This window comes from Luteibacter sp. 621 (assembly GCF_050435445.1).
In the GTDB taxonomy this organism is placed as follows: Bacteria; Pseudomonadota; Gammaproteobacteria; order Xanthomonadales; family Rhodanobacteraceae; genus Luteibacter.
In genome coordinates, this window is the sequence record NZ_JBNDKI010000014.1 from 1 (window position 1) to 18,416 (window position 18,416).

The window sequence follows — 18,416 nt, forward strand, 5'->3', positions numbered from 1 at the left end:
GACCAACGGACAGGTCCCGCCAGCCATCCACGAGCTACAGGCGGCGCGATAAACCACCCTATCGGGTGTCTAGAAAGACTTGACCACGACAGGGCACCGAGGGCTCTCCGCCCATACGCTCAAGTGTACAAGGCGATGGCAAAGCCGAGCCCCCAGAGCGATGCCGAAGGCGAGCCCTTTGTCAGAGTGCCGCAGCGAGGCGCGTTGCCTGGTCGATCGCGCGCTTCGCATCCAGCTCGGCCGCCACATCCGCGCCGCCGATCAGGCGCACATCAACGCCACGCGCCACCAGGCCATCGTGCAACGCACGGTTCGGCTCCTGACCCGCGCACACGATCACGTTATCCACCGGCAACACATGCTTCTCACCCGCCAGCGTCACATGCAGGCCCTCGTCATCGATGCGCTCATACGACACGCCGCCGAACATCTGCACCTTCTTGTTCTTCAGCGTCGCACGATGCACCCAGCCCGAGGTCTTATTCAGGCGCCCGCCCGGGCGGCCCTCCGTACGCTGCAGCAACCACACCTGGCGCTCCGGCTTTTCAGGCGTTGCCGGCATCAGGCCGCCCGGCGTCGCCATCGTCATGTCCACACCCCATTCCTTCGACCAGCGCGCCACGTCGGTGGTGGGGGAGGGTGCTGCTTCGGTCAGGAATTCCGCCACATCGAAACCAATGCCACCTGCGCCGATGATCGCCACCTTCGCGCCCACCGGCTTATTGCCCTGCAGGACATCCAGGTACGACAGCACCTTCGGATGCGAGGCACCCTCGATGCCTAACCCACGTGGCATGACGCCCGTTGCCAACAGCACCGTATCGAAGCCACCACCGGCCAGCGATTCCACGGACGCCTCGGTACCCAGGCGCTGTTCCACGCCCGTCGTATCCAGGCGGTGGCCGAAGTAGCGCAGCGTCTCGTGGAATTCTTCCTTGCCCGGAATCCGCTTGGCCATGTTGAACTGGCCGCCGATTTCCGTAGCGCGATCGAACAGGGTCACGGCATGGCCGCGCTCGGCGAGTGTGGTTGCAGCGGCGAGCCCGGCGGGGCCTGCGCCGATCACGGCCACGCGCTTTTTCGTCGACGTGGGCAGGATCTTCAGCTCGGTTTCGTTACATGCGCGCGGGTTTACCAGGCACGAGGCCTTGCGGTTGGCGAACACATGATCCAGGCACGCCTGGTTGCAGGCGATGCAGGTGTTGATCGAGACCGCCTTGTTCGCCGCGGCTTTGTTCACCCACTCCGGATCGGCCAGCAACGGCCGGGCCATGGAGACCATGTCGGCATCGCCGTTGGCCAGGATGCGTTCGGCCACGTCCGGCATGTTGATGCGGTTCGTGGTGACCAGCGGGATACCCACGTTGCCCTTCATGCGCTGGGTCACCCAGGTGAAGGCGCCGCGCGGCACGCTGGTGACGATGGTGGGCACGCGCGCTTCATGCCAGCCGATGCCGGTGTTGATGATCGTCGCACCCGCGGCTTCGATCTTCTGGCCCAGGGTGACAATGTCATCCCACGGCTGGGCGTTATCCACCAGATCGAGCATGGACAGGCGGTAGATGATGATGAAGTCCTTGCCCACCGCCTCGCGCATGCGCCGCACGATCTCGATGGGGAAGCGCATGCGGTTCTCCGCGCTGCCGCCCCATTTGTCCTTGCGCTGGTTGGTGCGCGTGGTAAGGAACTGGTTGATGAGGTAACCCTCGGAACCCATCACCTCGACGCCGTCGTAGCCAGCGTCGCGGGCTAGCTTCGCGCTGCGCACGAACGCCTTGATCGTGCGTTCAACCCCGCCAGCGCTCAGGGCCCGCGGCGTGAACGGCGTGATCGGGGATTTGATGGCCGAGGGCGCGACCGATAGCGGGTGGTAGCCATAACGGCCGGCGTGGAGGATCTGCATGCAGATCTTGCCGCCCTCGGCATGCACCGCCCGGGTGACCTTGCGGTGGCGGGCCACCTGCCAGGGCATGGCCAGCGTGCCGGACATCGGCTTCAGCCAGCCGCGCAGGTTGGGCGCGATGCCGCCGGTGACGATCAGGCCGACGCCGCCCGCCGCGCGCTCGGCGAAGTAGGCAGCGAGCTTGTCGAAATCGGCCGCCTTGTCCTCCAGCCCGGTATGCATCGAACCCATGAGCACGCGGTTGCGCAGGGTGGTGAAACCGAGGTCGAGCGGGGCGAGGAGGTGCGGGTAGGACACGGGCGGCGGCTCCGGTTCAAACGATCGTTCGAATCATCCGGGTTGGCGGCCCGCAGGGCAAGGGCTGGCGCAGCAAAGGCTGCCGCGACAGCCAGCGAGACCGCCGCCCCAAGGGCGTTACGGCGTGTATCAGGCCCTTTACAAGGGCACCGATCCATTCAGTTTGCGAAAACCGCGCAAACCGCGCTGCGGCGCGATCTCGCCCCCTGAAAGACCGAAGGCACGCAACTTGCTCCCTCCAGTGACCCGGCACGTTGGCAGGACGTCTGGGTTTCCGGAAAGAAACAGGGGTTCACGTCGCTCGCTCACAGGAGACTCTCCCATGCGTAAGACCCTCATCGCTTCGGCGATCTGCCTCGCCATCGGATTCGCGCTGCCGGCCATGGCCGACGATACCCAGACCGGAGGCGCAGGTCCTTCGGCACAGCGCCACTCGGTCGCCAAGGCCTGGACCGATAGCAACAACGACAGCTCGACGAACACGAACACGAATACCAGCAACTACACCGCTACCAGCTCGTTCAACACCAGCACCAGTAATGCGGTAAACGATGTCACGCTGAACGGCGCGGTATCGGGCAACGAGACTTACAACTTCGGCAACATTGCCTCGAATACCGGTAATGCGAATGGTGGACGGGGCGCATCGGGCGGCGACGCCTGGGGTGCCAACGGCCGCGGCGGCAGCGGCGGTGATGGCGGTAATGGCGGACGCGCGACGGCGCGCGGCGCGGTGGGTGGCGATGCTGACAGTTCCAACGGCGGATCACTGGGCTCCAGTTACGCTGATGGCGGCAACACCAACGGCGATGGCGGCAACGCCGGACGCGGCAATGCCAGCTCGCGTGCGAACGGCCGCGGTGCTGATACGTCAACGGGCGGCTCCACGGCTAGCACCGGTGGCGCATCCGCCAGCACGGGCGGCTCGACCGCTTCAGGCGATTCCTCGCCGACATCGGCCGGTGGCGCAGCAACGGGTGGCGCAGGCGGCATGGCGTCGGCAACCGCAGGCGCAGGCGGCTCCGCAGGTGCGGGCGGCGCGGGTGAAGGCGGCGCGAATGCCGGTGGCAGTGGCGGTAGCGGTGGCATGGGCGGCTCGAACGCCGTAACCACGGGCGACTTCAACATGTCCAACACCATGAACGCGTCAGCGTCCGGTGCGGCGGGCGTGCTGAACCTTGCACAGAGCTCCGGTGCGAATGCGTTGATCCAGCAGGCCGTGAACGTCCAGGCGAACCTAAGCGTCGGCCCATAAACGGTTAGTACGTCGCATAAAGGAGCCACGAGGCGCTAACGGCGCCTCGTGGCACACGAAGGGGATCCCCACCTCAGGAGCACACCCATGCTGATGTTCCGACCCCACGCCGCTTATATCGCACTGGTATGCCTGGTTACTGCGGCTGCTGCCTGCGCGGTGCATGCGACGCCGCCGGGTGACCAGCCGCCGCCGTCGTTCGGCGCCGCCACCCCCGTGGATCAATTGCAGGACATGACGGGCGGGACGGATACCCACGTCACCAACAACAATCTCACCAAGCAGGAAAGCAATGGCACCGTCGATAACAACACAAACTTCAGTATCGGCAACGGCGCCAACAACATGGGCGATGCGGCCCTGAGCGGGACCGGGATCATCACCGGTATCCAGAACTCGGGGAACAACGTCCTCATCCAGAACAACACGATCGTGACGGTAAGGATGCAGTGATGAAGGCAGCCTGCGTCCTCGCTGTCGCACTTGCCCTGGCGAGTCCACTCGCCATCGCTGGCAAGGCCGAGGTGCAGACCAGCCCCAGCGTGTCATACCCGATAAAGATGACCAGCCTCAAGGAGGCCCGGTTCCGCAACACCATTCGGCAGAAATACGACTTCAGCTGTGGCTCCGCCGCAGTTGCCACGTTGCTTACCTATCAATATGCCTACCCGATCGACGAGCAGTCGGCGTTCGACATGATGTATGCGAACGGCGATCGCAAAAAGATCGCGCACGAAGGGTTCTCGTTGCTGGATATCAAACGGTTCCTGGCTTCGCGCGGTTTCCAGGCAGATGGCTTCGACGTGCCACTGGAAAAGCTGGATGAAGAGGGTATTCCCGCAATCGTCCTCATCAATGAGCGGGGCTATCACCACTTCGTCGTCGTAAAGGGCTACAAGAACGATCGTGTGCTGATCGGCGATCCCGCCCGTGGTACTCGATCCATGTCCAAAAGGCGCTTTGATGACATGTGGAAAAACCACATTGTCTTTGTGATTCATAACGAGCGCGACCGCGCCATCTTCAATAGTCCACGCGATTGGGCCGTCGCCCCGGCGGCGCCGATTTCCGAGGGAATCGAACGCAATAGCCTGGGGCCCATCGTCATGCCTAAACGCGGACCGGGGGATATATGAACGCCCGAAGATTCCTGATCGCCACGGCGATCGCCATGGCTGCGTGCGGAAGTGCGCACGCAGCCGACTTCCCCGTTAACTATGCCGTGCCGGATTCGCGGTTGGATGCCATCCGCGGCGGCTTTGATGTTGGCTCGTTGCAGGCATCGCTCGGGCTGGAACGCACGGTAATGATCAACGGCGTAGAGGCGATCCGGCAATCCATCAACATCCCCGATGTCGCGAAGATCACGGCCGACCAAGCCAGCGCACTCCGGGCATTGATGGCCACCACTATTGTTTCGAACAACGCGGGCAGTGCCGGTGGCATCAGTACTGACGCGGTTGCCAACGGTAGCCAGGCCATACCGGCCATAACCGTCGCCAGTTCCAACAGCCAGGCAGCCCTGTTGCCGTCATCCCTTACTAGCGTGACATCGCCTTCGGGCCTTTCACCCGGGCTGGTGGTGCAGAACTCCCTGGATAACCAGGCCATCACGGCCACCACCAAGATCGACGCCTCCGTAAATACCTCGCAGATGTTGCAAAACATGCGCATCGACGAATCGATAAAGGATGCGGTGATCCAGTTCCGGGGGAACTAACGCATGTATCGCAATGGCAGGGTGATGCAGGCAAAGGCATGCGTGGGCGCGCTATCGCTCGCGGTCTTACCCATGTGGATCGGTGCATGCCTCGCGCAGGAATCCGCGACGGTGGATCCCGCACTACGCGAGAAGATCGAGGCGCAGGGCCGCAAGATCGACGCGATGCGAAGCCGGATGGCGGAGCAACTCGCCGAACTTGAGCAGATGAAGCGTGAGCTTGCGTCGCAGGAGATCGCTTATAACGACCTGCGCAAAGCCGTAGGCATGACAGCGCTGGAGGAGGCGCGCGCCACGGGATCGCCCGCGGTCGCTGGCGCGCAAAGCGCCGCCCCGCCACAAGACCAGGTGCCCCCGGGCACGCCAGCGCCAGGCGCACCTAATGCGCCGACGTCGCAGCCGGTCGCGGCCACGCAGCCGGTGGGCAAGCGTCCGGAGGAGGACGAACGGCCGCCGGAAGTGGCGCCCATCTTCGACCAGCCGGGCGTGCTGACGCCTCGCAACAAGCTAATTGTCGAACCATCGTACCAATACGGGTATTCGTCGAGCGATCGCGTGGCGCTGGTAGGTTACACGGTCATTCCGGCCATCCTGATAGGTCTGGTAGACGTGCGCCAGGTCAAGACGACGACGCAGACCGGTGCGGTGGCGTTCCGCTACGGCCTTACCAACCGCATGGAACTGGAAGTACGCGTCCCCTATGTGGATACGCACACCGACACTATCAGCCGCGAAATCTTCACGGGGACGGCGCAGGACAACCTGTTCACTACGAGCGGCAAGGGCCTTGGCGACGTTGAGGCGACGCTGCGTTATCAGATCAACGACGGCGGTGCCGACAAGCCGTATTACATCGGCTGGTTCCGCGCGAAATCCCGCACCGGCGAGGATCCGTTCGAGGTCACCAGTGATTGCGTGACGCGTTGCCTTGAGAACGTGACAGGTACGGGCCTTCCTCTTAAGAGCCCCACGGGCTCGGGCTTCTATTCGGCGCAGTTGGGTCTCACCTGGCTATATCCGTCGGATCCGGTCGTGTTCTTCGGCAACTTCAGTTACCTGCATAATTTTGAACGCAAAGATGTAAGCCGCAACGTACTTGGTTCAGGCAAGCAGTTCCTCGGTGACATCAAGGCGGGTGATATTGCCGACATAAGTATCGGCATGGGCCTGTCCCTGAACGAGAAGGCGTCCATCAGTATTGGCTACGACCAGGCCTTCGTAGGTCGCACGCAACAAAACGGTCATCCGCTTGCCGGTTCTGCACGCTCAACACTCGGCTCGCTTCTGATCGGTGGTTCCTATCGATTCAACGACAAAGAAACGATGAACATCACGCTAGGCGTGGGTGTGACGCGCGACACACCTGACACCACCGTGACCGTGCGTGTGCCGATTACCTTGTAGGCAGAGCATCGCCGACAGGGTCGCTCTCACCAGGGGAGCATGCAGAAGGGCCAGGATCCTCGCATCCTGGCCTTTTTGTCTGGTGAGTCCGGCCCTGTCGGCGATGCTCTTTCACCGCATGTTGATTGTTGTGATGATGAACACGTTTCAAACATCCGAGAGTTCCCATGCACGCTCTGCACACACAAGGCGTCGTTAAGATTTCAAACGGGGGTTTTACTTAACGACTATAAAAGCTGCAGGGAGTTTTTCTTAACATGCGCATTCGCAATTTCCGTTACGGCAAGGCCGCCACGGGCCTCGCACTTGCATCGTTCGCCTTCTTCGGTGTTGCCGCGCATGCGCAGGACAGCACGAAGAAGTCCCAGTCCCCCGCGCTCGACAACATCAGTGTCTGGGTGGGCGGCTACTACACCAACAACGACACCACGCTCGGCGGGCAAACGCCGATCCTGAACAGCAGTGGTGATGTGAACCTCGAGAAGGATCTCGACTTCAAGAAGCACAAGACCGTGCCGCGTGTTCGCCTGGATTTCCTGATCGGCGAGCACCAGGGCTTTGCATTCGACTGGTACGAGGTCGATCGCTCGCACTCAAAGACGTTCGACGAGTCGGTGAATGTCCTTGGCCAGCCGGTTACCGCCTCGGCGTTCGCCAAGGGTGACCTGAAGTTCAGCTTCGGCAGCGCGGCATACAAGTGGTGGTTCGGCACGGGTGATGACGTGTTCGGCGTCGGCCTGGGTGCCGCGTACTACAAGGTGCGTGGCAGCATCGATGCGTCGCTGACCGCGCTGGGCCAGACGCAATCTCAGAGCTCGTCCACCGATCTCGATGCGTGGGCGCCCAACCTGCAGCTCGGCTGGCGCCACGCGTTCAACGATCAGTGGCGCATGTACATCAATGCCTCGGGCGTGAAGAAGAACGGTGGCCAGCTCAACGGCCATATCTACGATACGGCGATCGGCCTGGAATGGTTCCCGTGGCAGAACGTCGGCTTCGGCGCCGAATACGCGTATACCCGCATCAAACTGCACCAGGACAAGAGTCGCTACGATCTGGACCTGGACATGAAGCTCAACGGACCGGCCGCGTACGTACGCTTCCGGTTCTGACCAGCCGGTTGGCGGCGGGCCCATGGCCTGCCGCCTTGCCGGGGGGAATCCGAGGCCGCCCACGGGCGGCCTTTTTTATGCGCGCTCGGAAAGCGCGGCCGGGCGTTTGCGCTGCGAGAACCAACCCAGGGCGATGACACCCACCACGAGCACCGCATCGAGCGTCCAGGGCGCCCACGGGCGGGCGTCGAACCACGGGGCCAGCAGGTGGTCGTGGGCGATCATGCGTGCGGCGGTCCAGGCGATGGCAGCGGCACCCACGTAGATCACGATGGGGAAGCGCTCGATCAGGCGCAGGATGAGCGTGGAGCCCCACACCACCAGCGGCACGCTGATGGCGAGGCCAAGCACCACCAGCACCATGTGACCCTTGGCGGCTCCGGCGATCGCGAGGACGTTATCCAGGCCCATCAGGGCATCGGCCACCACGATGGTCCGTATGGCGGCCCAGAAGCCCTTCGCCGGGGCGATATCCGGATCGTGGTCTTCGTGCTTGAGCAGCTTCCACGCGATGGGGATGAGCAGCAGGCCACCCGCCAGCATCAGGCCGGGCAGTTTCAGCAGCCAGATCACGGCGAAGGTCAGCAGGATGCGGATGGCCACCGCGCCGAAGGTGCCCCAGAAGACGGCTTTCTTCTGCAGGTCGCGGGGAAGGTTGCGAGCCGCCAGGGCAATGACGATGGCGTTATCGCCCGCCAGCACCAGGTCCAGCAGGATGATGGCCGCGAGGCCGGAGAAGAATTCAGGGGTGAGGAAATCCATGGGGCTGCCTTAGCGCGTGTGGGCGGACCAATGCGGCGGCGACGGGTACGCGCGCCCGTCGTCACCACAAAAGTCTCGTTCCCGGCGCTGGCCGCCGCGACGCCCGGGGTGCTGTGGCACCCGTATTGACGATACGTCGCGCACGGGGCCGAACTGCCCCGCGGAACTACTCCCTTTTGGGTTGTAGTGGGGCCATTCTCCCGTTTCAGCTGCGGCGCGGCAAGACACCCCCGGGGGGTGACCGGTTAAAATCACCGGCTTTCCCAACCACCCCCTCGCGAGTGAAGCCCATGAGCGCACACGATATCCGTTCCGCCACGCGTCCCGACCCGGACCAGCCGATGGTGGACATTGCCAACTACGTGGCCGATTACCAGATCGACTCGCAGGAGGCCTACGACACCGCGCGCTACATGCTGCTCGATTCGCTGGCGTGCTCGGCGCTGGCCATGAAGTTCCCGGACTGCGTGAAGCACCTGGGCCCCATCGTGCCGGGTATCACCATGGAAGATGGCGTGCGCGTGCCGTTCACCTCGCACGTCCTGGATCCGGTCCAGGCGGCCTTCGCCATTGGCACCCAGGTCCGCTACCTCGACTTCAACGACACCTGGCTGGCCGCCGAATGGGGCCACCCCTCGGATAACCTGGGCGCCATCCTGTCGGTCGCCGATTACCTGTCGCGCAAGGCGGTGAAGGAGGGCGGCAAGGCCCTCACCGTGCGCGATGTGCTCGGCTACGCCATCAAGGCCCACGAGATCCAGGGCTGCTACGCCCTCAAGAACAGCTACAACCGCGTCGGCCAGGACCACGTCATCCTGGTCCGCCTGGCCTCCACGGCGGTCACCACGGCCATGCTGGGCGGCAACAAGGAGCAGATCACCACCGCGGTCTCGCACAGCTGGATCGATAACGGCGCGCTGCGTACCTACCGCCACGCCCCGAACACCGGTCCGCGCAAGAGCTGGGCCGCCGGCGACGCCTGCCGCCGTGCCGTCACCCACGCCATCAATGCGGTTTACCGCAACGTGGTCGGCTACCCCTCGGCCCTGTCGGCCAAGACCTGGGGCTATTACGACGTGGCCTTCAAGGGCAATGCGTTCGAGTTCGAGCGCCCGTTCGGCAGCTACGTGATGGAAAACGTGCTGTTCAAGATCAGCTTCCCGGCTGAATTCCACGCCCAGACGGCCGTGGAATGCGCCATGAAGCTCCACGCCGAGGTCGGCTCGCGGGTGGACGAGGTGGAGAAGGTGGTGATCGAGACCCAGGAAGCCGGCGTCCGCATCATCGACAAGACCGGCCCGCTGGCCAACTACGCCGATCGCGACCACTGCATCCAGTACATGGTGGCCGTGCCCCTGATCTTTGGCCGTCTCACGGCCGATGATTACAATGACAATATTGCCGCCGATCCGCGTATCGACGCGCTCCGCGACAAAATGACGGTGGTCGAAAATCCGCAGTTCACCAAGGATTATTTCGACCCCGAAAAGCGTTACATCGGCAATTCGGTGCAGGTTTTCTTCAAGGACGGCACGAGCACGCAAAAAATCTCGATCGATTACCCGATCGGGCACCGTAATCGCCGGGCCGAGGGCATTCCGGTTCTGCTCAAGAAATTCGAGTCCGCCCTCCGCGCCGAGTGGCCGGCGGAGCGGGTTGAGAAGGTTCTGAGCGTCACCCAGAACCCCGAAAAACTCGATGCCATGCCCATTCACGAGTTCATGACGCTCTTCACGGCTTGATAATGGCCGTGACTCAAGTATGAACGGCTGGCGGCGGCATGCGCTCAATTGTTGGATTTTTGCTAAACTGCCGCCGCCCGTTGAAGGGGTAACAAAAGCGAGGGACAGCAGAAGTCCCCGGATTCGACAAGAGTTTTGACGCGCGATTTCCGTCTGGGGTGGAGCGCGGACGCGAATACCAATAATGAGGAGACACCGATGAAACGTAAGGGCTTGTTTTTGCTGATCGGCTTGGCCCTGGGCGGCGTGGGTGCCGTTCACGCGCAGGAGTCCGCTGACACCGCGGGTAACGGCTATGACGGCCGCTGGTACATCGCCCCGACGGTTGGCGGTTACTACAACGACACCGACCGCAACACCAACAGCCGCCAGGTCTACTACGGCCTCGGCGTTGGTAAGTTCATCTCCAGCAACGCGTCGATCGATATCTTCGCTGATCGCACCAAGCGCGATAACGATGGTACCGGCCACTGGTCGAACAACAGCTACGGCGTTGCCGCTCGCTTCTACGCTGGTGCGTGGGACAGCTGGCGTCCGTACCTGCTCGCTGGCGTGATGGGCTCGTACCACCACAACCCGTCCGACAACGGCTGGTCGCCGGCTGCCGAACTGGGCGTTGGCGTGTCCAAGACCATCACCGACAGCTCGGACTTCCGCGTTGAAGCCGGTTACCGCTATGACTTCGACGACAAGTCGCAGGACAGCGAGAACGGCTACGGCGACTGGTTCCTCGGCTTCTCGATCGTTTCGCGCTTCGGCGAGCCGCCGGCTGCTCCGGCTCCGGCCGCTGCTCCGGCCCCGGCTGCTCCGGATTGCTCCACCCTCGACAGCGATGGCGACGGTGTGAACGATTGCGACGACAAGTGCCCGGCCACCCCGGCTGGCACCATCGTCGGCCCGGATGGTTGCCCGCAGAAGGTCGTCATCGACCTGCGCGGCGTCAACTTCAAGTTCGACCGTCCGAAGAAGGGCGAGACGAACATTGGCCCGACCCTGCAGGAGCCGACCAGCGAATCGCTGGGCGTCCTCGACCAGGCTGTCGACACCCTGCAGCGTTACCCGCAGGTCAAGGTCACGGTTGCCGGTTACACGGATAGCGTCGGTAAGGATGCTTACAACCAGTCGCTCTCCGAGCGTCGCGCCAAGATCGTGTTCGATTACCTGACCTCGCACGGCATCACTGCCGATCGCCTGGAAGGCCCGATCGGCCACGGCGAGAACAACCCGATCGACACCAACGACACGGCCGAAGGCCGCGCTCGTAACCGTCGCACGGAACTGCAGGTTCAGCAGTAATCCGGTCCTGATCGGTAGCAACAAAAAGGAGCCCGGCGAAAGCCGGGCTCTTTTTTTGTGCCCATGAGGCGCTGGCGTGTGGCGCTACGGGTTCATGGCCGTGTGGAACGCCAGGATCAGCATCTGTATCGACAAGCCGACGGTCAGCGAGCCGATCACCACGCCGAACAGCCGGAACGGCATGGGCCCGATGCCGCGCACGATGGGGCCGGCAAACAGCATCGCCAGCAGGTGCAGGAAAACCACCAGCAGCACCAGGGCTACGATAGCCAGCGTGCGTTCCAAGGAGTGGCTGGAGCCCAGCAGGATGATCAGGCCGGCAAGCCCGTAAGGCGTCACGATCATGGGCACCGCCAGTTCAAACGCGGTAGGCAAGGCGGGCTTCTCAGGCACCGTGCCGGGCGGCACCGGTTGCGGATGGGCGGGTGCGCTGTACTGCTCAAGTACCGTGCGCAACGACACGATGAGGAAGATGATGCCGCCCGCGAACAGCATGGCCGCCGGCGATATCTGCCAGTTGTGCTGTAGCGACAGGCCGAGGAAGCCACCAATGAGTATCGCGACGGCTGCCAGCGCGGCACTTTTGCAGGCGAGGCTTCGCCGGGTGGGGTGGTCGTACGGCAGCATGCGCGCGTAGTACACCAGCGGCGTTTTCAATGGCGGCCCCATCACAACGAACAGCAGGACGAACACCTGCATGAGGTTGAGCATCGGTTGCGGCGCACCGTCCGGCACAACGATCGCACCCTGGAGGAAGGCAAGCGCACTCATGGGCTTTCGCCGTTGGGCATATCAGCCACGCAACGGAAACCGACATGGCTGGTGGAGGTATCGACCGGGTGCGGATAGCGCGCGGCGGGCCGGTAACGCTGGCAATAGTTGGGCGCGCACAGATGCGAGCCGCCCTTGAGCACGCGGCGTGGAATCACCAGCTCGCCCGGGCGCGGGTCATGGCTGTTTTCCATGCAACCGCCCCGTGGGTTCGCGGGCACGCAGCAGGCGCGGGCTACTTCATCAGCATGCCGGGCGCTGTACCAGTCGGCTGTCCACTCCCAGGTATTGCCGATCATGTCCATGAGCCCGTACCCGTTCGCCGGGTAGGCGCCTACCGGCGAAGTGCGCTCATAGCCGTCGTCGAGCGTGTTCTCGTACGGAAAACGGCCCTGCCAGTAGTTGGCGAGCAGCGCGCCATCGGGCGCGAGGGCGTCGCCCCATGCGTAATCCTCGCCATCCAGCCCGCCGCGTGCGGCGTATTCCCACTCCGCTTCAGTGGGCAGGCGCTTGCCGGCCCAGTGGGCGTAGGCTTCCGCATCGGCTGCCGCCACGTGCACGACAGGATGATCATCCAGGCCGTCCAGGCTACTGCCCGGGCCGGTGGGGTGCCGCCAATCGGCACCGAATACGTAGCGCCACCAATGGCCCAGTTGCATCGGTACCGGCCCATCGGGTTTGACGAATACCAGCGACGCGGGCTGGAGCATTTCCGATAGCGCACCGGGGTAGTCCTCGGCGCGCGGTGCGATCTCCGCGACCGTGATGTGGCCCGTTGCGTCGATGAAACGGGCGAACTGCGCGTTGGTCACGGGTGTGCGATCGATCAGGAAAGGATCCACGCGCACGCGGTGCACGGGGCGTTCCTCCGGGTAGAAGTTCTCCGAACCCATCCGGTAGGTTCCGCCTTCCATCCGCACCATGCCCTCGTGGCGCGTACCGTGGTCGAGGGGGCGGGCCGGGAGCATAAGGGTCATGGGTGGTCCTCAGGGTGGGTGGGGCGGGGTTTTAGGGGCGTCATCCGGCTCGCTCTTCCAGGGCCAGCGGCCCTCTACTTCCAGGATCAGCGACCAGCTGAGGAAGGTGCGAACGACGACGAGCAGGCCCAGGGCGACCACGCTGATCAGCGTGCTGTCGAGTGCGATGGTGCGGACGATATCCGCTGCCACGAGGATCTCCAGGCACAGCAGCAATGCCCGGCCAAGGCGTTGCTTGTACTGGTTGTACTCGTTGGGATGATCCAGGCCCTCGCGGAACAGCGTGACCAGGTACATGGCCGTGGCGGCGAGGATGGCCACGATGATCAGGACCGTTGCCAGCAGCTCGACACCCAACGCAGCCATTTCGATCCACGCGTGGGCTTGTTCGGTGAAATCCATGCCAGTGCCCCTCGATCGCGCGGCGGGAAAGATTCAAAGGCATGGTGCGGCGGGTACCGAAGGGTCGCGACCGAGGATCTACGGCATGCCCTTGAGTAGATCTACGGAGAAGGCCACGCCGGGGCGCAAGCGTGGACACGGGCGGCGGCTATCGCCCTCTCCGCGCAGCGTAGTTTTACCTACGGTTACTGGGTGGAAATTCGCTTAACGCCGTGATGCGCGAACCGCACTCTGCAAGAACTTGCCATCCCGTGCGGAATGCCATCATGAAGGGTCGATTCGCTTGCGCACTGATCGCGTGCCTTGGGTTGGGCAGCGTCCATGCCACCGAAGGGGCTATGGGCCGGTCCATCACGGGCTCGCAGATCACGCCCTATGTCGGGATCATCCCGCCAACACCGGGCCTCAACGTATCCGTCAGCTACATCAACTACGACGGCGATATAGGCCATAGCAGGCAAGTGCCGATCGCCGGCACGGCCGCCCTGGACCTGCACGCAAAAATCGATCTGTTCGCCGCGACCTTCGCGTACATCTGGGATACCGGCAAGGGGCGCTGGAATTTCGCCAGCATGATCACGGTGCCGTATATCCGGCCCACGGCGCGGGCATCGCTTGCCGTAGGGGAGGCGCAGCGTACGGTGAATGATCGCGCATCCGGCCTGTTCGACCTGTACTTCGCCCCCGTGATCGCCAGCTACCACGTCAGTGAAGTGGAGCACTGGTCGTTCGGCGTGTATGTGTACGCGCCCACCGCCGATTACCAGAAAGGGCGCCTGGCGAACAAGGGTCTCAACGTGTGGACCTATTCGCCGGCCGTGGGCTATACCCACCTGTTCAACAAGGGCACGCTCGAATTCAGCGGCCTCGCCGGGGTGGATTTCTATTCGAAGAACCACGCCACCGATTACCAGAACGGCTCGGTGTTCCGCCTCGACCTGATGCTCATGCAACGTACACCGTCCGGGTGGGGATTTGGCGCAGTCGCGGGCTGGATCCAGCAGCTCGAGGACGACGATGGCCCGACCGCCGATCGGCTCGGTGGCTTCTCGGGACACTCGATGGGCGTGGGCCCCGCCATCGCCTACAAAAAATCCTTCAGCAAGGAGAGCAGCATTGATTTCACCCTGCGCTGGGTGAAGGAGTTCGACGTGAAGAACCGGCTCGAAGGTGAGCCGCTTGTCCTCAACGTCGCCTTTGCGTTCTGACCTGCCTTTGCGTGACGACTCGTATGGGCCCCGCTGAGCACGAACGCCTTCCGGTCCATGTCGTGGTGGCCGACCACCACCGCATGGTGGCCGAAGGCGTGGCGGCATTGCTCGAGCCACACGTGTTGACCGTGAAGGTCGTGCACTCGGCGGAGCGGCTGTTCGAGATCGTGGAAAGCGGCGACATCGTGGTGGGTGATATCGACCTGCCTGACATGCCCGGCCTGGAGCCGCTACGCCGCCTGCAGATGCGCGGCGGCATTCGCTTCATCGTGCTGTCGGCGCACGAAGAGCCGTTGATCGTGCAGGACGCCATGCAATCTGGCGCGTGGGCCTATGTCCAGAAGCAATCGCCCCGCAACGAACTGCTCGATGCCGTCGGCGAAGTGGCGCGCGGCCTGCGTTACGCAAGCCCGGGCCTCATGGCCGCGCTATTGAATGCGCCGGCGCCGGCGCAGCGCCTTACACCGCGCCAGCGCCAGGTGCTCGAGCGCATGGCCAGGGGCATGCGTGCCAGCGAGATCGCCGCCGATCTGGCGATCTCCGTGCGCACCGTCGAAAGCCACCGCCAGTCGCTGCTCGATCTTTTCCATGTGCACAGTGGTGTTGCCCTGGTGCGCGAAGCCATACGCGTCGGCCTTATAAGCGAGATCTCGCCGGGGCCGCCTTCCAGTAGCAGTAGCTGACCCCTCGACGAGGACGTTCCCATGAAAGCGTTGCTCTCCGCCGCCACCGTACTGCTGGTCGCCTCATGCGCTTCCGTCAGCGTGACCAACCAATGGAAGGACCCCAGCTGGTCAGGGCCGCCGGCAACGAACGTGCTGGTCATCGGTGTATCCCGCAGTGACACCACCCGGCGGCTGTTTGAAGACACCTTCGTACGCGACCTGACGGCAGCAGGCGTTCGCGCATCGGCAAGCTACGCGTCGATCCCGCCGGGAGATGGCGGCTCGGCAAAGCTCGGCGATGTCGTGAAAAGCACGGGTAGCGATGCGGTGCTGGTGACGCGTGTGCAGCGTGTGGAGGATCGGATCAACGTGACGCCGACCGGGCCGGGTTACGGTGGGTTCTATGGCTGGTACGGCGGTGCGTGGGCCAGCACACCCGAGGTCACCCAGACCACCCTGGTGACGCTTGAGACCAGCGTGTGGGATCCACGCACCGAGAAGCTGGTGTGGACCGTGACGACGCGCGGCGTGCTCAGCAGCGATATCCCGCGTACCACCCAACAGCTCTCCGCCACGCTCATCCCGAAGATGAAAGCGGACGGCATCATTCGCTGATCCGCCACGGAGGCATCCCACATGCTTGGTTACCGTTGGGAATGGCGTCACACGTTGGCATCGACCGTTGCACTGGTTGCGCTGGCGACGACCGGCCGCGCGCATGTCGATCCGGCCGCCGAGGTCCTGCCTTCGTGGAGCGATGGCCCGACCCGTAGTGCGATCGTCGCCTTTGTCACGGCCGCGACCCAGCAGGATGGGCAAGGCTACATTCCGCCCGAAGCGCGGGTGGCTGTGTTCGACATGGATGGCACGCTCATGACCGAGCGCCCGCTACCGGGCGCGGTGCTGCCGGTGGTAGCCGACGTCAAGGCGGCGGTCGCGAAACATCCGGACCTGGGTGAGCAGCCCGCGGTGGCGGCGCTGCTCCGTGGCGATGTGCACGCCGTGCTTGCCCAGGGCGAAACCGGCCTGGCCCAGGTGGTGGCCGCCGCCATCGACGGCCGCGACGCCGACCAGGTCGCGGCGGACATGGCGCGTGAAGAACGCAGCCTGCCGAACGCGCGTTATCAGGTGCCGTACTCCCGCCTGGCGTACCGGCCCATGCTGGAGCTGCTGCGTTACCTGGAAGCCAATGGATTCCAGACGTGGATATGCAGCGGCTCGCCGCTGGCTTACACGCGGGGTATGTCGAAGGAGGTGTTTGGCATTCCGCCCGAGCGGGTGATGGGCAGCGCGCTGCAAACCCACGTGGAGGAGCGCGATGGCAAGCTGGTGCTCGCGTACACGGGCAAGGTCGAGCATGTGACCGATCGCGAAGGCAAGCCGCCGGTCATCCACCTTGCGGTCGGGCGCCGCCCCGTGTTCGTCGGGGGAAACGTCGGCGGCGTGGGTGATGTCGCCATGATGCGCTACGCCATGGACCGTGGCGGCCCGTCGTTTGCGCTACTGATCAACCATGACGATGCGGGGCGCGAGTTCGCCTACGCGGAAAAGGGCGGCGAATCGCTCGCCGCCGCGGCGCGCTACCACTTCCACGTCGTGAGCATGAAGAACGATTGGCAAACCGTGTTCGATCCCTCGATCAAGCTGCCCGGGCCGCCGCAAGGGCCGGCCGATATCGCGAACGTTGCACCCTGAGCGGAGTGGACCATGCCATCGACACTGCTCTTCGCCGAGGCCACGCACATCAAATTGTTGCGGCGTGCGCGTCTTATCCCTGTGGAGGATCGCCATGAGGCGGCCCGGCGTTGCGTCCTGCTGTTTGCACTGGCATGGCTGCCGCTCGCCTTGCTGGTGCTCACCCAGGCGGGTGCCGCGTCACTGTTTTTCCGCGATATCACCGCACAGGTGCGCTACCTGGTGGCACTGCCGTTACTGGTCGTTGCCGATTACATCGTACTGCCGCGCGCTGAAGCGCTCGGCCGGTATTTCCTGGAGTCATCGCTACTGCCGCCCTCCATGCGCGAGGCGTACCGGGATATGGCATCCGCCGTGCGTAAACGTAGCGCGGGCCCGCTGACGGCGCTGGGCATAGCCGCCGTCGTCTACGCGAGCATGCTGGCCATGTACTTCATTTTGCCGGGGCCGCAGTGGGCGGCATGGCAGCGCCAGGCGAGCACGGGTGCCTTTTCACTGGCCGGCTGGTGGCACCTGTTGGTGAGCCTGCCGATCCTGCTGGGCCTTATCCTGAGTTGGGCGTGGCGCTGGTTATTATGGGTGCGGCTACTGTGGTGGCTCGCCCGCGCGGGGCTGGTCCTCATGCCATCGCACCCCGATGGCGCGGCGGGCCTGGGGTTCCTTGCGGATTCGCCACGCATGTTCATCCCCGTGGTGATACCGCTGGCGGTGGTGGTCGCGGCGACGCTGGGCCACTCGCTGGTGCTGGAAGGTGTGACGGCGGTGGGCCATGAGGCGACGCCGTTGATCACCGCCGGCCTTGCCATCGTCGTGTTTGCCAGCCCACCGCTGCTGTTCGCCCGTGTGCTGGTCGCGGCACGCCACGACGGCATGCTGGAGTATGGCGAACTGTGCCGGAACGTGGGCCTGGTTTTCGAGCAGCGCTGGTTGGGCGGTCGCACGCCCGTGGATCCCGGCGTGCTGGAGCGCCCGGACTTCTCCGCTACGACCGACTTGTACGGACTGTCCGTCAACGTGTTCGAAATGAAGCTGCTGTTGGTGGATTACCCCACCCTGGTCGCTCTTGCCCTGGCCAGCGTGCTGCCTTTCGCACCGCTTTGGCTCGCGGCCGTTCCATTCCATGCGGTCGTGGATCACATTGTGGGCATGCTGGTTTAGCACTCGGCAATTCTGCGCATGCCCGGTAGGCCTTTTTACTGATTAC

18 protein-coding genes are annotated in these 18,416 nt (G+C 63.9%); 13 read left to right on the forward strand and 5 right to left on the reverse strand.

The genetic code is table 11. The annotated features are described in order from the left end of the window. Window positions 1-181: 181 nt before the first annotated feature. Window positions 182-2,200 carry an FAD-dependent oxidoreductase gene (locus ABIE56_RS14985; RefSeq protein ID WP_429244586.1) on the reverse strand — a complete coding sequence of 673 codons (2,019 nt, stop codon included), beginning with the start codon at window positions 2,198-2,200 and terminating at the stop codon, window positions 182-184. Between the two features lie 322 nt (window positions 2,201-2,522). Between ABIE56_RS14985 and ABIE56_RS14990 the strand changes: the two genes are divergently transcribed. The 6 genes from ABIE56_RS14990 (at window position 2,523) to ABIE56_RS15015 (ending at window position 7,691) form a co-directional block, all read left to right on the forward strand. Continuing rightward, the gene (locus ABIE56_RS14990) at window positions 2,523-3,455 is read left to right on the forward strand and encodes a hypothetical protein (protein WP_429244587.1); all 933 of its coding nucleotides are present in this window, start codon (window positions 2,523-2,525) and stop codon (window positions 3,453-3,455) included. A gap of 87 nt (window positions 3,456-3,542) precedes the next feature. After that, complete coding sequence (locus tag ABIE56_RS14995) at window positions 3,543-3,908, forward strand: hypothetical protein (protein WP_429244588.1); 366 nt, start codon at window positions 3,543-3,545, stop codon at window positions 3,906-3,908. Next, entirely contained in the window at window positions 3,908-4,591 is a 684-nt protein-coding gene (locus ABIE56_RS15000) for a C39 family peptidase (RefSeq protein WP_429244589.1), read from the forward strand. Before ABIE56_RS14995 ends, ABIE56_RS15000 begins: the two co-directional genes overlap by 1 nt. Further along, window positions 4,588-5,175 (forward strand): hypothetical protein, encoded by a 588-nt coding sequence (locus ABIE56_RS15005; RefSeq protein ID WP_429244590.1) that lies wholly within the window; start codon window positions 4,588-4,590, stop codon window positions 5,173-5,175. Before ABIE56_RS15000 ends, ABIE56_RS15005 begins: the two co-directional genes overlap by 4 nt. A gap of 3 nt (window positions 5,176-5,178) precedes the next feature. After that, a complete protein-coding gene (locus ABIE56_RS15010) occupies window positions 5,179-6,579 on the forward strand; it encodes a coiled-coil domain-containing protein (protein ID WP_429244591.1) in 1,401 nt (466 codons plus the stop codon). Between the two features lie 257 nt (window positions 6,580-6,836). Next, a complete protein-coding gene (locus tag ABIE56_RS15015) occupies window positions 6,837-7,691 on the forward strand; it encodes an outer membrane protein (RefSeq protein WP_429244592.1) in 855 nt (284 codons plus the stop codon). A 75-nt stretch (window positions 7,692-7,766) separates the two neighbouring features. Here the strand turns inward: ABIE56_RS15015 and ABIE56_RS15020 are convergent, their stop codons facing one another. Continuing rightward, entirely contained in the window at window positions 7,767-8,453 is a 687-nt protein-coding gene (locus ABIE56_RS15020) for a TerC family protein (RefSeq protein ID WP_429244593.1), read from the reverse strand. 290 nt (window positions 8,454-8,743) lie between these two features. Between ABIE56_RS15020 and ABIE56_RS15025 the strand changes: the two genes are divergently transcribed. Together ABIE56_RS15025 and ABIE56_RS15030 are read left to right on the forward strand one after the other, a co-directional pair. Further along, window positions 8,744-10,195, forward strand: a complete 1,452-nt coding sequence (locus tag ABIE56_RS15025) for a bifunctional 2-methylcitrate dehydratase/aconitate hydratase (protein WP_429244594.1) — start codon at window positions 8,744-8,746, stop codon at window positions 10,193-10,195. Window positions 10,196-10,393: 198 nt separating this feature from the next. Next, on the forward strand, window positions 10,394-11,491 hold the full coding sequence (locus ABIE56_RS15030) for an OmpA family protein (RefSeq protein ID WP_429244595.1): 1,098 nt from the start codon (window positions 10,394-10,396) through the stop codon (window positions 11,489-11,491). Window positions 11,492-11,575: 84 nt separating this feature from the next. On the opposite strand, the gene ABIE56_RS15035 is transcribed toward ABIE56_RS15030, so the two are convergent. Genes ABIE56_RS15035 through ABIE56_RS15045 form a run of 3 tightly spaced genes read right to left on the reverse strand, consistent with a single transcriptional unit; the run spans window position 11,576 to window position 13,641 of the window. After that, window positions 11,576-12,262: a MarC family protein gene (locus tag ABIE56_RS15035; protein ID WP_429244596.1), complete on the reverse strand. Its 687-nt coding sequence runs from the start codon at window positions 12,260-12,262 to the stop codon at window positions 11,576-11,578. Then, window positions 12,259-13,239 carry a formylglycine-generating enzyme family protein gene (locus ABIE56_RS15040; RefSeq protein ID WP_429244597.1) on the reverse strand — a complete coding sequence of 327 codons (981 nt, stop codon included), beginning with the start codon at window positions 13,237-13,239 and terminating at the stop codon, window positions 12,259-12,261. The genes ABIE56_RS15035 and ABIE56_RS15040 overlap by 4 nt, the downstream gene beginning before the upstream one ends. 9 nt (window positions 13,240-13,248) lie before the next feature. Then, a complete protein-coding gene (locus tag ABIE56_RS15045; protein ID WP_429244598.1) occupies window positions 13,249-13,641 on the reverse strand; it encodes a DUF1622 domain-containing protein in 393 nt (130 codons plus the stop codon). A gap of 266 nt (window positions 13,642-13,907) precedes the next feature. On the opposite strand from ABIE56_RS15045, the gene ABIE56_RS15050 reads away from it, so the two are divergent. From ABIE56_RS15050 to ABIE56_RS15070, 5 genes are read left to right on the forward strand one after another with little or no spacing between them, the layout of a single operon-like run. Next, window positions 13,908-14,849 (forward strand): SphA family protein, encoded by a 942-nt coding sequence (locus ABIE56_RS15050; RefSeq protein ID WP_429244599.1) that lies wholly within the window; start codon window positions 13,908-13,910, stop codon window positions 14,847-14,849. Window positions 14,850-14,860: 11 nt separating this feature from the next. Next, window positions 14,861-15,535 (forward strand): response regulator, encoded by a 675-nt coding sequence (locus ABIE56_RS15055; RefSeq protein WP_429244600.1) that lies wholly within the window; start codon window positions 14,861-14,863, stop codon window positions 15,533-15,535. Window positions 15,536-15,556: 21 nt separating this feature from the next. Further along, window positions 15,557-16,132, forward strand: coding sequence for a hypothetical protein (locus ABIE56_RS15060; protein ID WP_429244601.1), 576 nt, complete (start codon window positions 15,557-15,559; stop codon window positions 16,130-16,132). Window positions 16,133-16,153: 21 nt separating this feature from the next. Next, window positions 16,154-17,212, forward strand: a complete 1,059-nt coding sequence (locus ABIE56_RS15065; protein ID WP_429244602.1) for a haloacid dehalogenase-like hydrolase — start codon at window positions 16,154-16,156, stop codon at window positions 17,210-17,212. Between the two features lie 12 nt (window positions 17,213-17,224). Continuing rightward, window positions 17,225-18,370: a hypothetical protein gene (locus ABIE56_RS15070; RefSeq protein WP_429244603.1), complete on the forward strand. Its 1,146-nt coding sequence runs from the start codon at window positions 17,225-17,227 to the stop codon at window positions 18,368-18,370. Window positions 18,371-18,416: the final 46 nt, after the last annotated feature.

What these genes read in the sequence shown, in the direction of transcription:
- ABIE56_RS15050 (WP_429244599.1), top strand. Translation starts at nt 13,908, where the DNA reads ATGAAGGGTCGATTCGCTTGCGCACTGATCGCGTGCCTTGGGTTGGGC.
- ABIE56_RS15020 (WP_429244593.1), bottom strand. Translation starts at nt 8,453, where the DNA reads ATGGATTTCCTCACCCCTGAATTCTTCTCCGGCCTCGCGGCCATCATC.
- ABIE56_RS14990 (WP_429244587.1), top strand. Translation starts at nt 2,523, where the DNA reads ATGCGTAAGACCCTCATCGCTTCGGCGATCTGCCTCGCCATCGGATTC.
- ABIE56_RS15035 (WP_429244596.1), bottom strand. Translation starts at nt 12,262, where the DNA reads ATGAGTGCGCTTGCCTTCCTCCAGGGTGCGATCGTTGTGCCGGACGGT.
- ABIE56_RS15015 (WP_429244592.1), top strand. Translation starts at nt 6,837, where the DNA reads ATGCGCATTCGCAATTTCCGTTACGGCAAGGCCGCCACGGGCCTCGCA.
- ABIE56_RS15030 (WP_429244595.1), top strand. Translation starts at nt 10,394, where the DNA reads ATGAAACGTAAGGGCTTGTTTTTGCTGATCGGCTTGGCCCTGGGCGGC.
- ABIE56_RS15060 (WP_429244601.1), top strand. Translation starts at nt 15,557, where the DNA reads ATGAAAGCGTTGCTCTCCGCCGCCACCGTACTGCTGGTCGCCTCATGC.
- ABIE56_RS14995 (WP_429244588.1), top strand. Translation starts at nt 3,543, where the DNA reads ATGCTGATGTTCCGACCCCACGCCGCTTATATCGCACTGGTATGCCTG.
- ABIE56_RS15040 (WP_429244597.1), bottom strand. Translation starts at nt 13,239, where the DNA reads ATGACCCTTATGCTCCCGGCCCGCCCCCTCGACCACGGTACGCGCCAC.
- ABIE56_RS15070 (WP_429244603.1), top strand. Translation starts at nt 17,225, where the DNA reads ATGCCATCGACACTGCTCTTCGCCGAGGCCACGCACATCAAATTGTTG.
- ABIE56_RS15025 (WP_429244594.1), top strand. Translation starts at nt 8,744, where the DNA reads ATGAGCGCACACGATATCCGTTCCGCCACGCGTCCCGACCCGGACCAG.
- ABIE56_RS15005 (WP_429244590.1), top strand. Translation starts at nt 4,588, where the DNA reads ATGAACGCCCGAAGATTCCTGATCGCCACGGCGATCGCCATGGCTGCG.
- ABIE56_RS15045 (WP_429244598.1), bottom strand. Translation starts at nt 13,641, where the DNA reads ATGGATTTCACCGAACAAGCCCACGCGTGGATCGAAATGGCTGCGTTG.
- ABIE56_RS15065 (WP_429244602.1), top strand. Translation starts at nt 16,154, where the DNA reads ATGCTTGGTTACCGTTGGGAATGGCGTCACACGTTGGCATCGACCGTT.
- ABIE56_RS15010 (WP_429244591.1), top strand. Translation starts at nt 5,179, where the DNA reads ATGTATCGCAATGGCAGGGTGATGCAGGCAAAGGCATGCGTGGGCGCG.
- ABIE56_RS15000 (WP_429244589.1), top strand. Translation starts at nt 3,908, where the DNA reads ATGAAGGCAGCCTGCGTCCTCGCTGTCGCACTTGCCCTGGCGAGTCCA.